The organism is Mesorhizobium sp. M4B.F.Ca.ET.089.01.1.1, assembly GCF_004022605.1.
In the GTDB taxonomy this organism is placed as follows: Bacteria; Pseudomonadota; Alphaproteobacteria; order Rhizobiales; family Rhizobiaceae; genus Mesorhizobium; species Mesorhizobium abyssinicae.
The window spans coordinates 1-11466 of record NZ_RZOS01000168.1 but is presented as its reverse complement, the minus strand read 5'-3'; the positions used below and the strand labels follow the sequence as shown (position 1 = coordinate 11466).

Here is an 11466-nt window from a genome sequence, read left to right as displayed (position 1 = left end):
CGACTATGCCGTGTTCGACTTTGCCGTGAACAGCGGGCCGGGCAGGGCGGCGAAATACCTTCAGGCGATCGTCGGCGCCACCGAGGACGGCCGGATCGGCCCAGCCACGCTTGGCGCCGTCAGGGCCCGGCCCGCCGGTGTCGTCATCGATGGGCTGTGCGACGCGCGTCTGGCGTTTCTCAAGCGGCTGTCGACCTGGCCTACCTTTGGCCGGGGCTGGAGCCAACGGGTCGGCTCGGTACGGGCCGAGGCGCTGCTGTTGTCGGTGGCCAAACCGCCGGCCCCGTCCGCGCCTTCGGCTGAAGCCGCGAATCCGGAGGCAACGGCCAATCCAGCCGCGCCCGCCGGCAAGGCGTTCTGGCGGTTGTTGCTCGCCATCTTCAAACCGATCCTTGGAGGCAGGAGATCATGATTGCCGTCATCATCCGCATCGCGCTGCGCTACGGCGCGGCGATCCTCGTCGCCCGCGGCCTGCTCGGCGCCGGCGACGCTGCCGCCCTGTCGGGCGACCCCGACATCCAGGTGGCGCTCGAAACCGGCATCGGCCTGGCGATCAGCCTGGTCACCGAGGCCTGGTATCTGCTCGCTCGCAAGTTCCACTGGCAAAGGTGAGGGGGGTCAAATGAACGAGGTCTTGACCGAACTCCTGCGCCAGGCGCTGCCCTGGATGGCGGGTGCGCTCCTCATCGCAGCGGCACTTGTCGTGTGGTGGCTGTCATGACGGCGCTTCTCTCTTTCCTGTTCGACAATCCCGCGATCCTTGGCCTGCTGGCCTCCGTCATTGCCGCGCTCGGCTGGGGCTTTCGCCAGCGGTTAGCCGGCGCCGAGGCCGAGCGCAGCAGGCAGGCCAAAGCCGAGGCAGCGGCCCGCGCGCTCGCCGACCGGGTCGACAACGACATCGGCGCTCTGCCCGCGGGCGCCATCAAAAAGGAGTTGAAGGCATGGGCAAGGGATTGATTGTCATGCTGCTTGCCGCGGCTTTGGCCGGATGTACCACGAGCACTGGCGGCTTCTGCGCCGTTTCCAGGCCGCTGCGCCTCTCCGCCAAAGCCGTTGACGCGCTGTCGGACGAGGAAGCGAGGGCACTGCTCGCGCACAATCGCAAGGGCCAGAAACTCTGCGGCTGGAGGCCCTGATGCAGGATCTGTTCGATCTCTTGGGCATCAAGGGCCCTGTGGTGGCCGCGGGGCTGGCAGGCGGCGCATTGCGGGCCCTGTCGCGTCACCGCTACAAGCTGCGCGAAATGATCGCTTCGCCGATCTGCGGCGCGCTTGCCGCCGCCTATCTGACGCTGCCGACCGTGGCCTGGTTCAAGACAAGCGGCCTGCCGATCCCCGATCCTGCCGACGACACCACGACCTTGGCTGCCGCCTTCCTGATCGGCGTCTCGGCGATGTGGATCTCGGACATTCTGTTCGAGGTCGTCGTGCGGAAATTCAAGCCGACAAACGAAGAGTGATCTGCCGCGCCGCGCGCTCCTTGGTCTTCGAATAAGCATCTGCTAATATTTGTCCTGTGCATGGAGCCGCAATCGGAGCCAAACCTGTGCGCTTTTTCTGAGCAATGAGAGGGCACAATGATCAAGCTGGGACGCATCTGCGTAGTAAGGACTTTGTGGGTCCTTTGGCTTTTTACACTGCCCGCCCAGGCGAACAACTTGAATGATCTTGTCAAGAAGGGCGACGTCGCAGCGGTGGCTTCCGCCTTGGACAAAGGCGCCGCCATTAACGAAATTGACGGTGTTACGGCGCTCTACATCGCCTGCGAAAAAGGAAATGTCGAGTTAGCACAACTTCTGATCAAGCGTGGGGCGGACGTTAGCCTGCCCGTCAGTTGGCAAAGAACGCCGCTCTACGCCGCCAACAAGGGCGGGTACGCTGACATCGTGAAGCTGTTGCTCGACAACGGGGCCGACCCAAATCAGGTGGCGAAAGCGCAAACGCCGCTTCACGTAGCTGCCGAGAATGGCTGCCTCCAGTGCGTCATCCATCTCGTGGATGCCGGAGCAGAGGTCAACGCGCTGACATCGAATGGAAGTCCGCCCATACATCTGGCCAAGCTGAGTGGTCACGACGACGTCGTGGCCTACTTGCGCAGTCATGGCGCCAGCCGACCGGCCATTGCGCCGATTTCGGCACGACTTGCATCGGCGAACGCTGAATCGGGCAAAGAACTTTTCGGCAAGACGTGCGGGACTTGTCATCTTGTCGTGCCGGGGGTCAAGAATCCCAAGCCCAATCTGTGGGGCATCGTAGGGCGGCCGAAGGCCTCGCAAGGCGATGTCGAGTATTCGTCGAGTCTAAAGGATGCCGGTGGCGATTGGACTTTTGAGGAACTCAATTTGTTCATCTCAAATCCCGCGCTCGCGTTGCCTGGAACAGATATGCTTTTCCCGGGCCTGCAGGACGAGAAGCAGCGAGCGGACCTCATCGCATACCTGCGGACCTTGAGTGACACACCGTTGCCGCTTCCCTAGAATTGATTTTGATGTCCTCCCGTCCTCAATCCAGGCGGCTGTCGCCGCTGCGGCCTTACCAGGACGCTTGAGCGGCTGGACGAAGAGCGCCACAATCCCCATCTATGGAGAAATCCAAGGGAGATATGATATGGCGACTTCCACCGAACGAGCGGTGCTTGCTGGCGGCTGCTTTTGGGGCATGCAGGATCTGATCCGGCGCTATCCGGGTGTGATCTCGACCCGTGTCGGCTACAGCGGCGGCGACGTGCCCAACGCCACCTACCGCAACCACGGCACCCATGCGGAGGCCATCGAGATCATTTTCGATCCGGCCAGGATCAGCTACCGCACGCTGCTCGAATTCTTCTTCCAGATCCACGATCCGACGACCAGGAACCGTCAGGGCAACGATGTCGGCATGAGCTATCGCTCGGCGATCTACTATACCAGCGACGACCAGAAGCGGGTTGCCGACGACACCATCGCCGATGTCGAGGCTTCACACCTGTGGCCGGGCAAGGTCGTCACCGAGGTCGCGCCGGTCGGCCCTTTCTGGGAAGCCGAACCCGAGCATCAGGACTATCTGGAGAAATATCCGAACGGCTATACCTGCCATTTCGTCAGGCCGGGGTGGAAGCTTCCGGTTCGTGAAAAGGCGGCGTCGTAAGCCCGATCGGTGCTTGGCAGGTTTTTCCCGCCTGCGCCGGAACATTAGTTCTGGCTAAGAGTTCATCCCCCGGCAGCGCGTAACGGTTTGCTGCCTGATCGGGGCCGGCATCCCGATCCAGCCCGCGTCCCCTGCGAGAGGCGCGGGCTTGCTTGTGTCGATAACTCGGCCTGGACTTGCCGATCCCACCAATTTCGCCCGTCGTGCCAGAAGGCACGGCGGGCTTTTTTGCGTTCAGGTCCCGGCAACGCCCGGGGCGCCCGCCGCGGCCGCCAGTGCCGTCCCGGATCTAGCCCTTGGCGCGACGGCCGTCGCTTTCATGGTTGCCGATCCAGTGCGCGCGGATGCGGTCGCTGGTTTCGAGATAAGCCATGTCGATCAGATAGGTCAGAAGCTTCTCGCCATCGGCTTCGGCTTTCTGACGCAGTTCACGCAAGATCCCCTGCGCAAACTGCAGGTTTTCCATTTTGCTCGGCTGGTCCATCGCTGCCCCCAATGTCTGCATGTGAATTCTGGCTGACTGTTGCTTGCATCAAGATTTTGGCGAGACTCACGGCGAAGCTGTGCTCGGTTGTGTCGGCGTCCGATCAACGAAGCTGTTGGACATTCTTCGGAAATGTCGATATTCGCCCGCCTGGTCACTGCCGAAGTCAGCAAGCACGGCAAGGGTCCGCCCGGAAGCTAGGGTGCGCGCTAGGAGGATTTGCGCCTCCTCGATCCGCCGCCAAGACGCAGCTGCACCTCTTCGTGGGCATTGTCCAGCAAGTAGAACAGCAGATCCTGTCCGATCGATTGTGAGATTTCCTTGGCCTGCTCGATATGCTGATGGATCTCGCGCAAGGAGGCCTCCTCGCAATCCTCTTCTTGCGTCAGGTCGACGAACCAGCCGGGATAGACAGCCGCTTCTCCAAGGCTGTCGACATAGCATTGGCCGACTGCCAGGATCTTGCGAAGGCCCATCTTTTCCGAACGAACTTTGCAGACCTCGCGGAAGCTCGATCGGCGCTCTACCGCCCGGCGGATCGCAACATTGACCCGCAGCCGGTCCTCGGCCTCGATGCTTTCCATGCATCTTTCGAGGGGAGCGCCACGCGAGAACTCATCGAGCGTGAGTCCGAAATAGTCGGAGAGGTTGGCGTCACCGTAGACACGGTTTCGCTTGATGTCCCAGGTCCAGAACCCGTCGATCGGTGGATATCGCAGATGAACGCCGCGACCTCCTGCAGGCATCGCCGCCATGAAAACCGCCCCGTTCGGCTTCAAGATTCGCAATAGTATGTAACATAGGCGAAAAGAAACAAGGTGGCCTTTTGTACAAGACCATCAAGGATCACGTTGCGTCAGAGGGTTTGCGTACTTGGATATCGTAATTGATGTCGTGAAAAAAATAACTTGGGGAGAATTTTCTTTCATGGAAAGAATGTCTGGCCTGGTAGCGCAACCATAACTTGGTACTTCACAAGATAACCAAGCTGCAAGACTGGCAAAATAATAGCAAAGGTTGTGCCGGTCTGCCTGAAGAACAACTCCGCACGGCTGCGAGGCCGACGCGGCAATGTTGGGAACGTTGCCTGAACCGCGCCGGCCAAAGCGGTTTCCAGAAGTCCACCGCAAATCGAATCTTAACTGAGCATTGGGGCAGCGGCAAACCGACCATCGGTTGCAAAATGCAAGCCGATTTACCGTCGATCCAGATGGAAGCTGGCCTGCCTCTTAGGCCAGCTTGCGCTGGAGTAGGTTGTCCGAGGGCGCCTCGTTACTGTAGTTCCCGGCTCCTCTGCCGGCGATTCGCCATCGACGCGATCGTGTTCGAATTGCTGCGCGTCGGGCAGCGGCTGCAACCAGTGTTCGCGCCTCACGATCCACAGTTCGTAGGTCGGCTCGAGCTCCGTCGGCGCTACATCGAGGCTACCGAGCATCACTTCGACTTCCTCCTCGCCAACCGAGGTCACGCGGCCGCCGCAGGTCGGGCAGAAACTTCTGCCGCCATAGGTGCTGACGATGCCGGCCGTCTCGAAGGCTTCGAGCGGCCAGATGGCGAAGGCCTGGTAGGCCGATCCGCTGGTCTTGCGGCAATCCTTGCAGTGGCAAAGCCCGATCCGAAGCGGCTCGCCCGTCACCGAGAACTGGACACCGCCGCATAGGCAGCTGCCGCTGCGCCTGACATCACTGGACATGGCTGTTTCCTCCTGGGTCGCGCCGCTCTGGTCAGCCGGCCGCGACAACATGCCGGGAAATGTCTAACCCGAATCAATTCGCGCGAGGCGCAAACGGTTCCACGCTGCGCGGCGTCGAGGGCGACGCCACCGCAATCAGTTTGCGCAGGTTGTCAGCTTCGGCGAGTTGTCAGTTCGGGAAGTCGAAAACCGGCTCCTGGCAGCGGTAGACGCGGCACTGGCCGTCGCGCGTCGGAACGGAGGCGGCGGTGGGCACCTCCGGCCAGTCGCATTCATTGCCGAACTGGCGCACATAGCGCTCGTAGGTGTTTTGGCCGGTGGTCAGCACGGCCGCACGCTGGCTTTGGATCAGCGACCGTACCTGTTCGCAGCTCATTGCACGCGTGTCGGGGCGGGCATGAGCCGTGGTGGCGGCACACAACAAGGCGCCGGCAATCCATGCGATCGAACGAGCCTTCATCGGCAACCCCAGCTTGAACATCCTTCTCTTAGAGAAAGGATCAGAAAACGGCCAGATACTTCAACAGCGAAACGATGCCGATGATGATAACGACGATCTGCGCGATCTGTCGCGTGCGGCCGTCAAGCGGGAGGCGCTGGACGAGGTAGAGCACGAGGATGATCACCAGGAACGTGATCAGGATGCCGATGAGCGCCGATGAAGCCACGTCCTGTCTCCCTGGTATCGTTTCGAGCTCAAATGTTTACGAACAAACAAATTGGCAAACGTCGTTGCGGCCGGATCGGTTCCCGGCTGGAAACGGCGGAGGCCGCGAAGCCAGGCGGCTCGCGGCCTCAGTTCGGCGCTACGCCGGTTACTTGCCGCAATGATTGTCGTTCACCGTCGGTGTGCTTGTCCCGGGCGATGTCCCGGTTGCGTCAGGCTGTGCGCCCTGCGGGCCGACCGGACAGTTCTGATCCGGGGTCGGGCTCGTCGCATAGGGGCTCATGCCGTCGATGCTGTAGGTCGGCGTGGGATCGATGGCATTGGGGCCGTTCGGATCGACCGTGTTGGGGCCATCGGGGTCGACGACAACCGATTTTCCACTGCCGTCGGCCATGCCTGAGCCGGCCGTGTCGCCAGCGGTCTGGGCCATCGCCGATGTGCCGAGGCCAAGCGTCAGCAAGGCGGCTGCGAGGATTCTCATGGTCATGGCGGTCTCCATTTGGTTGTGGCTTCGTCGCGTCGCGACTTTTGGGGGAACCGCTCGCGCCGGTGATGGTTCCCTCGCAAGTTCATTTGGATGGGGAGGTCGCCGACACCTCCTGCCGCCCCTGACGACTGCGCAAGCGTAGTCGGGAACCGGCGTTCGCGGCCGGACACCGCGCGCCGGGAACCGAAATCCCTCACGCGCATTCCTTGTCGAGTTAATTTTCCAGCATCGAAAGGCGAGGGGGTCGGTGGATACGATTGAACATGGCGGCATCGGGCTCCCGGGCGCCCATGCCTTCGATCTGCTGCAGGCGCTGCCAGTCGCCGTCTACACCACCGACAAGCAAGGCCTCATCACTTTCTTCAACGAAGCCGCGGCCGAACTTTGGGGGCATCGTCCCATCATCAACGAGGATCGCTGGTGCGGGTCGTGGAAGCTGCGTCATCTCGACGGTCGCAAGATGGCGCACGACGAATGCCCGATGGCCATTGCCTTGCGCGAAGAAAAGGACGTTCGCTGGGGGCGGGCGATTGCCGAGCGGCCCAACGGAGAACTCATCCCATTCAGCGCGCATCCCGTCCTGCTTCGCAACGAGACCGGTGACACGATCGGCGCAATCAACACCTTGCTTGACCTGCGCACCCAGACCATGGCGGACGAAGCCCGCACGCGGCTTGCCTCCATTGTCGAGTCATCGATGGATGCGATCGTTTCAAAGGACATAAACGGCATCATCACCAGCTGGAACGACGCGGCGCAGCGCCTCTTCGGCTACACGCCGGCGGAGGCGATCGGCCGGCCGGTGACGATCCTCATCCCGCCCGACCACCTGGACGAGGAGGTCTCGATCATCACCCGCATTCGCGCCGGCGAGGTCGTGCCGTCCTACGAGACGGTGCGCCAGCGCAAGGACGGCACGCGCATTCCTGTTTCGCTGACCGTCTCGCCGATACGCGACGGCATCGGCAGGATCATCGGCGCGTCCAAAATCGCGCGCGACATCAGCTCTCATAAGGAGAGCGAACGGCGCATCCGCCTGCTCATGCGCGAGGTCAACCATCGCGTGAAGAACCAGTACTCGGTCATCATCTCGATGATCCGCGAGACGAGCAAGCAAGCCAGCAGCCCGGAGGTCTTTCTGGAGCAGGTGCGCGAACGCATCCTGGCGCTTTCGGAATCGCATGATCTGCTTGTCAATGCCGAGTGGCGCGGCGCAACGGTTGCCGAGCTGGTCGAGGCGCAGGTGAGGGTCTTCGCGGCGCAGTCGCGCCTGTCGGCAAAGGGGCCGGTGATCATGCTCAAGCCGAATGCCGTCCAATATCTCGGCATCGCCTTCCACGAACTGGCGACAAATTCGGCAAAGTACGGCGTCCTGTCTAACCCGGTCGGGCAGGTCGAGATCGAATGGGCCATAACCACCGCCGCCAATGGCGAGGAAACCTTCGGGCTTGTCTGGCACGAGCACGATGGACCGCCCTTGGACGGAGAGATACGTCGCGGATTCGGATCGGTTGTACTGAAACGGATCGCGCCGCAGGCGCTGGGCGGTACCGGACAGCTGGAGTTCGGCGAGCACGGTGTAAGCTGGAAGCTCGAAGCGCCGTTGCGATACGTGAAAAACTCTCTTGACGAGATGGATTGACGGCGCGACCGGCCGAAACTTCGCGCTGACATCCTCTCCTTACTGCGTCGCCGAACAGGCGCGCTCGGCCATCTCGGCGACAAGCGCGCAGTCGAACTCCATGGCTGCCCCATACGTTTCGGCTATTTGCACGACCATATATTCGAGGTCTTCGCGCGCGACGTTTTCGTCGAGGTTTCGCAGACGCACACGCTCAGCCACGACAGCGACATTGACCACGCCCGTGGAATGGATCGCGGCCAGGACCAGGGAGTTGAGGTCTTCTCGCAATTGGCTTGAATAGCTGTCGCGCATGGCAGTTGCCTTCCGGTGAGGCGTTTTCCCTCATTTTCGAGCATGCGCCCGGCACATTGCGATAGCAAGCAAAAATTCAAAAATAGTGAAATAAAATCAATTAGTTGGTATAGTCTGTTGTTTGCTTGGTCGATGCCTTGTCCTCATCGTTGGGCCTTTGCGCCGATCACCCATCGCTCTCCCTTGACGGGATGTGCGTCAAATCCTAATTTTACTGTTAGTGAGCCAGATACTAACTCACTGCATTTTGGTCTTGGCGGAGGCGCAAATGGGCGAACTGGAACGACCTGAACGGCTCCAGATCATGCTGACGGCTGACGAATTGGCTGCACTGGAAAACTGGCGCTTCGAAAAGCGTATGCCGAGCCGGTCGGCGGCCGTGCGGGAACTGCTGCGGCGCGGCCTCGCCGCGGAAGGGTTCCTCAAGGCCGAGCAGGGGCTGAAATCGCAAGAGTTTGGAATTCTGGAGCCGGAACGCAACGACAGCGCCGAAGGCAAGCCGGTCGCAGACTAGCCACTGAGCAAACCCGCCTGTCTTGTTCGGACGCCGCGGCCTTATCGTCGGGTCGCACGAAAAGTTTCAACCGCACAACCGCTTCCACCGCTTTCGCTTTGCCGCGCGCTTGCTAAAGGTGGAGCGAAGAATGCCGCGGGGCAGAATCTGCCGGGGAGCGGCGAGCTCGGACGGAACTTCTGCCAATGACATGGACTGGCGCGGCGGCACTTTTGATCCTCATCCTGACCTATGCCGGTGTCGCCGTCGGCCGTTTTCCGGGCCTCCGCCTCGATCGCGCCGGCATTGCGCTGCTCGGTGGTGCGGCCATGATCGCCGTCGGCGCGATCAGCATGGAGGATGCCTACCGCGCCATCAACTTCGACACCATCACGCTGTTGCTCGGCATGATGATCGTAGTCGCGCATCTGAAGGTCTCGGGCGCCTTCCGCGCGCTCGGCGGCTTCGCCATCGAGCATGCGCACGCGCCGTTCATGCTCCTGGTCATGGTAACGCTGCTGACCGGCGTGCTCTCGGCCTTCCTGGTCAATGACGCAATCTGCCTGGTGATGGCGCCGATTGTCGTCCATGTCACGCGCGTCATCAACCGCAACCCGGTGCCGTATCTGATCGCCACCTGCACGGCCTCCAATTGCGGCAGTGTCGCCACCATCACCGGCAACCCGCAGAACATGGTGATCGGCGCGCTTTCCGGCATTTCCTATCCTGCCTTTTCGGCCGCTCTCGCGCCGGTGGCGCTGTTCGGCCTTCTCGCCGTCATCGTCATCTTGCGCATCGCCTACCGCGCCGAATTCGCCCGCACCGTGGACCTCAGTCCCGAAGTCTATCGCGGCCGCATGCTGCCGGGTCAGGTGCTGAAGGCGGTTGTCGTCTGCGTCATGCTGGCGGTCGCGTTCTTCGCCGGCGTTGCGGTTGCCAAGGCGGCGCTGATTGCCGGCGCCTTCCTGCTCGTCACCCGCGCGATCAAGCCGCATCGCATCTACCGGGAGATCGACGGCCCGCTGCTGTTCATGTTCGCCGGCCTGTTCGTGGTCGTGGCCGGCGCCGAAAAGACGCTGCTGACGCCCGAGATGATCGCCTGGGCGAAAAACAGCGGACTCGACGATGTCTGGCGGCTCTCCGGCTTCACCGCCGTGCTCTCCAACATCATGAGCAACGTGCCGGCGGTGCTGGCGTTGAGGCCCTTTGTCCCCGGGCTTGAAAACCCCGAGCGCGCCTGGCTGGTGGTCGCGATGAGCTCGACGCTGGCCGGCAATTTCACGCTGCTCGGCTCTGTCGCCAACCTGATCGTCGCCGAGCAGGCCAAGGCGGCGGGCAAGGAGCTTTCCTTCTCCGCCTTCTTCAAGGTCGGCTTGCCGCTGACGCTGGTCACGCTTGCCGCCGGCACGGCCTGGTTGGCTTTCACCACCTGATTTCCAAGTTTTCAGCCCGCGACAAAAATTTGTCGCGAGCTTTTATCGAATCGATTGCGCAAACGTTTCGATGGCTCTATGGTTTCCATATATCCGCCGAAGAGCGGTCGGGAAACGCAATCAAGGGAGGAGCGCTTGCGGGCACTCCACACGAGCCGTCATGCCGACAATGGCTGAGGTCGCGCGCCGCGCCGGCGTCTCGGTGTCGACCGTCTCGCACGTTGTCAACGGCACCCGCTTTGTTTCGCCCGAGAAGGCGAGACTGATCAACGAGGCCATCGCCGCCATGGGCTATCAGCCCAACGAACTGGCGCGCTCGCTGAAGGTCGCCTCGACCCGCAGCGTCGGGCTCGCCATCTCGGCGATTTCCAATCCTTACTTCACCGACATCATCTGCGCGGTCGAGGCCGAATGCGCCCGGCTCGGCCTGATGGTGTTCCTCTCCGACACGCAGGAAGATCCGAACCGCGAGCTTCAGGTGGTGCGCGCCTTCCACCAGCGCCGCGTCGACGGCGTCATCCTGGCGCCGTCTGGCTCGCCCGAGCGCGCCATCGACTATCTCGCCGAAAAGAAGCTGCCCTGCGTTTTGATCGACCGCTTCGCCGACGACCGCTTCGACCAGATCGGTGTCGAGAACGACACGGCGATGCAAGCCCTCATCGACCATGTCGTGTCCTTCGGCCACAAGCGCATCGGCTATATTGCCGGCCAGCCGGGGCTGGCCACCACGCGCGAGCGCATCGAGGCGTTTCGCGCATCGCTCGCCGCCAATGGACTTGAATGCCTGCCGCGCTATGTCTCGCCGGAGAATGTCGACACGGCGAGCGCCACGGCATCGACGCATGCGATCCTGGCCTTGCCGACGCCGCCCACCGCATTGGTCACCGGCAACAACATGACGACGATCGGGGCAGTCCGCGCCATCCGCGAGAAGGGTCTTTCGATTCCCGGCGACCTGTCGCTGGTCGGCTTCGACGATTTCGAATGGGCCGACTGCTTCGAGCCGCGCCTGACGCTGGTCGAACAGCCCTGCACCGAGATCGGGCACCAGGCGGCGGCGCTGCTCAGCGAGCGCATCGCCTCCAGCCACGCAGCGCCGCCGCCTGGTGCCCGATCTCGGTGCAGGGCTGTTCGACCAGCGTCAGGCG

General features: G+C 62.1%; 18 protein-coding genes. 11 read left to right on the top strand and 7 right to left on the bottom strand.

Translation table 11 applies throughout. The features are described from left to right. From EN780_RS17315 to msrA, 7 genes are all read left to right on the top strand, one after another. The coding region (locus EN780_RS17315) for a putative peptidoglycan-binding domain-containing protein (RefSeq protein ID WP_281035370.1) at nt 1-412 on the top strand (412 nt) is incomplete at its 5' end. Then, nucleotides 409-612: a hypothetical protein gene (locus EN780_RS17310; protein WP_127392070.1), complete on the top strand. Its 204-nt coding sequence runs from the start codon at nt 409-411 to the stop codon at nt 610-612. The genes EN780_RS17315 and EN780_RS17310, both read left to right, overlap by 4 nt. A 105-nt stretch (nt 613-717) precedes the next feature. Continuing rightward, complete coding sequence (locus EN780_RS17305) at nt 718-957, top strand: ABC transporter permease (protein WP_128274808.1); 240 nt, start codon at nt 718-720, stop codon at nt 955-957. Further along, on the top strand, nt 942-1136 hold the full coding sequence (locus tag EN780_RS17300) for a hypothetical protein (protein ID WP_127287363.1): 195 nt from the start codon (nt 942-944) through the stop codon (nt 1134-1136). Before EN780_RS17305 ends, EN780_RS17300 begins: the two co-directional genes overlap by 16 nt. After that, nucleotides 1136-1459 carry a hypothetical protein gene (locus tag EN780_RS17295; protein ID WP_128274807.1) on the top strand — a complete coding sequence of 108 codons (324 nt, stop codon included), beginning with the start codon at nt 1136-1138 and terminating at the stop codon, nt 1457-1459. The genes EN780_RS17300 and EN780_RS17295 overlap by 1 nt, the downstream gene beginning before the upstream one ends. A gap of 117 nt (nt 1460-1576) precedes the next feature. Continuing rightward, entirely contained in the window at nt 1577-2476 is a 900-nt protein-coding gene (locus EN780_RS17290) for an ankyrin repeat domain-containing protein (protein WP_127312218.1), read from the top strand. A 130-nt stretch (nt 2477-2606) separates the two neighbouring features. After that, a complete protein-coding gene (gene msrA, locus EN780_RS17285; RefSeq protein WP_127287090.1) occupies nt 2607-3125 on the top strand; it encodes a peptide-methionine (S)-S-oxide reductase MsrA in 519 nt (172 codons plus the stop codon). A gap of 289 nt (nt 3126-3414) precedes the next feature. On the opposite strand, the gene EN780_RS17280 is transcribed toward msrA, so the two are convergent. The 6 genes from EN780_RS17280 to EN780_RS17255 form a co-directional block, all read right to left on the bottom strand. Then, nucleotides 3415-3609, bottom strand: coding sequence for a hypothetical protein (locus tag EN780_RS17280; protein WP_126055200.1), 195 nt, complete (start codon nt 3607-3609; stop codon nt 3415-3417). A 209-nt stretch (nt 3610-3818) separates the two neighbouring features. After that, the gene (locus tag EN780_RS17275; protein ID WP_127287088.1) at nt 3819-4364 is read right to left on the bottom strand and encodes a hypothetical protein; all 546 of its coding nucleotides are present in this window, start codon (nt 4362-4364) and stop codon (nt 3819-3821) included. Between the two features lie 440 nt (nt 4365-4804). After that, a complete protein-coding gene (locus tag EN780_RS17270; protein WP_128274806.1) occupies nt 4805-5302 on the bottom strand; it encodes a GFA family protein in 498 nt (165 codons plus the stop codon). A 169-nt stretch (nt 5303-5471) separates the two neighbouring features. Continuing rightward, nucleotides 5472-5783 (bottom strand): hypothetical protein, encoded by a 312-nt coding sequence (locus EN780_RS17265; protein WP_245478413.1) that lies wholly within the window; start codon nt 5781-5783, stop codon nt 5472-5474. A gap of 19 nt (nt 5784-5802) precedes the next feature. Beyond that, nucleotides 5803-5970: a Thivi_2564 family membrane protein gene (locus EN780_RS17260; protein WP_127287442.1), complete on the bottom strand. Its 168-nt coding sequence runs from the start codon at nt 5968-5970 to the stop codon at nt 5803-5805. 147 nt (nt 5971-6117) lie between these two features. Next, nucleotides 6118-6456 (bottom strand): hypothetical protein, encoded by a 339-nt coding sequence (locus tag EN780_RS17255; protein ID WP_127311445.1) that lies wholly within the window; start codon nt 6454-6456, stop codon nt 6118-6120. 247 nt (nt 6457-6703) lie between these two features. Between EN780_RS17255 and EN780_RS17250 the strand changes: the two genes are divergently transcribed. Beyond that, complete coding sequence (locus EN780_RS17250) at nt 6704-8098, top strand: PAS domain S-box protein (protein WP_245499995.1); 1395 nt, start codon at nt 6704-6706, stop codon at nt 8096-8098. Between the two features lie 39 nt (nt 8099-8137). On the opposite strand, the gene EN780_RS17245 is transcribed toward EN780_RS17250, so the two are convergent. Next, nucleotides 8138-8392, bottom strand: coding sequence for a hypothetical protein (locus EN780_RS17245; protein ID WP_127286440.1), 255 nt, complete (start codon nt 8390-8392; stop codon nt 8138-8140). Between the two features lie 268 nt (nt 8393-8660). Between EN780_RS17245 and EN780_RS17240 the strand changes: the two genes are divergently transcribed. The 3 genes from EN780_RS17240 to EN780_RS17230 form a co-directional block, all read left to right on the top strand. Further along, on the top strand, nt 8661-8906 hold the full coding sequence (locus EN780_RS17240) for a hypothetical protein (RefSeq protein WP_127286441.1): 246 nt from the start codon (nt 8661-8663) through the stop codon (nt 8904-8906). A 185-nt stretch (nt 8907-9091) separates the two neighbouring features. Continuing rightward, nucleotides 9092-10318: an anion transporter gene (locus EN780_RS17235; protein WP_128274805.1), complete on the top strand. Its 1227-nt coding sequence runs from the start codon at nt 9092-9094 to the stop codon at nt 10316-10318. A gap of 160 nt (nt 10319-10478) precedes the next feature. Beyond that, nucleotides 10479-11466: LacI family DNA-binding transcriptional regulator (locus tag EN780_RS17230; RefSeq protein ID WP_133372633.1), on the top strand; the 988-nt coding region annotated here is incomplete at its 3' end.

Bases quoted from the DNA above. Each gene is read 5' to 3' on its own strand.
- EN780_RS17265 (WP_245478413.1), bottom strand. From the start codon at position 5,783: ATGTTCAAGCTGGGGTTGCCGATGAAGGCTCGTTCGATCGCATGGATT.
- EN780_RS17295 (WP_128274807.1), top strand. From the start codon at position 1,136: ATGCAGGATCTGTTCGATCTCTTGGGCATCAAGGGCCCTGTGGTGGCC.
- EN780_RS17245 (WP_127286440.1), bottom strand. From the start codon at position 8,392: ATGCGCGACAGCTATTCAAGCCAATTGCGAGAAGACCTCAACTCCCTG.
- EN780_RS17240 (WP_127286441.1), top strand. From the start codon at position 8,661: ATGGGCGAACTGGAACGACCTGAACGGCTCCAGATCATGCTGACGGCT.
- EN780_RS17300 (WP_127287363.1), top strand. From the start codon at position 942: ATGGGCAAGGGATTGATTGTCATGCTGCTTGCCGCGGCTTTGGCCGGA.
- EN780_RS17235 (WP_128274805.1), top strand. From the start codon at position 9,092: ATGACATGGACTGGCGCGGCGGCACTTTTGATCCTCATCCTGACCTAT.
- EN780_RS17305 (WP_128274808.1), top strand. From the start codon at position 718: ATGACGGCGCTTCTCTCTTTCCTGTTCGACAATCCCGCGATCCTTGGC.
- EN780_RS17275 (WP_127287088.1), bottom strand. From the start codon at position 4,364: ATGGCGGCGATGCCTGCAGGAGGTCGCGGCGTTCATCTGCGATATCCA.
- EN780_RS17290 (WP_127312218.1), top strand. From the start codon at position 1,577: ATGATCAAGCTGGGACGCATCTGCGTAGTAAGGACTTTGTGGGTCCTT.
- msrA (WP_127287090.1), top strand. From the start codon at position 2,607: ATGGCGACTTCCACCGAACGAGCGGTGCTTGCTGGCGGCTGCTTTTGG.
- EN780_RS17255 (WP_127311445.1), bottom strand. From the start codon at position 6,456: ATGACCATGAGAATCCTCGCAGCCGCCTTGCTGACGCTTGGCCTCGGC.
- EN780_RS17270 (WP_128274806.1), bottom strand. From the start codon at position 5,302: ATGTCCAGTGATGTCAGGCGCAGCGGCAGCTGCCTATGCGGCGGTGTC.
- EN780_RS17310 (WP_127392070.1), top strand. From the start codon at position 409: ATGATTGCCGTCATCATCCGCATCGCGCTGCGCTACGGCGCGGCGATC.
- EN780_RS17280 (WP_126055200.1), bottom strand. From the start codon at position 3,609: ATGGACCAGCCGAGCAAAATGGAAAACCTGCAGTTTGCGCAGGGGATC.